Consider the following 491-nt stretch of genomic DNA (forward strand, 5'->3'; position numbering starts at 1 on the left):
CCATAGGTCGTTTACGAAACATAACATTCTCGGTTAAAGAAGGGTCTGATAACATGGAAAAATCGGGTAAGACTCTTGTTCAGGAAACAAATGTATTCATAAAAATTACTAAAGAAACTGTAAACGGCATGAATGAGATAGTAAAAGGCATTAATCAGATAAATGTCTCGGTGAACCATGTCAACGAAATGAGCGCGGAAAACAACAGTAACTTTGAGTCCTTAAAACAGGAAACGCAAAAATTTAAAGATACTTCCGGCAACGAAAAGAAAAAAATCATTGTTATTGATGATGAAGAAACCGATCTTATTTTGGCAAAGTCTATGTTGGCAGATGATTATGATGTTACTACAGTCAGTTCCGGTCAAGAAGCTTTAAGCTTATTCTTCCAAGGGTATACTCCCGATTTGGTTTTACTGGACTTAATAATGCCGGGTATGGACGGATGGGAAACTTACACCAGAATACAAGCGATAAGCAACCTACACGAC

1 protein-coding gene is annotated in these 491 nt (G+C 37.3%); it reads left to right on the plus strand.

Annotated elements, in window-relative coordinates; genetic code table 11:
* Positions 1–53: 53 nt before the first annotated feature.
* Positions 54–491: response regulator (locus tag ACYVTD_RS15550; RefSeq protein WP_461248605.1), on the plus strand; the 438-nt coding region annotated here is incomplete at its 3' end.

Source organism: Treponema sp. R6D11 (assembly GCF_054786075.1).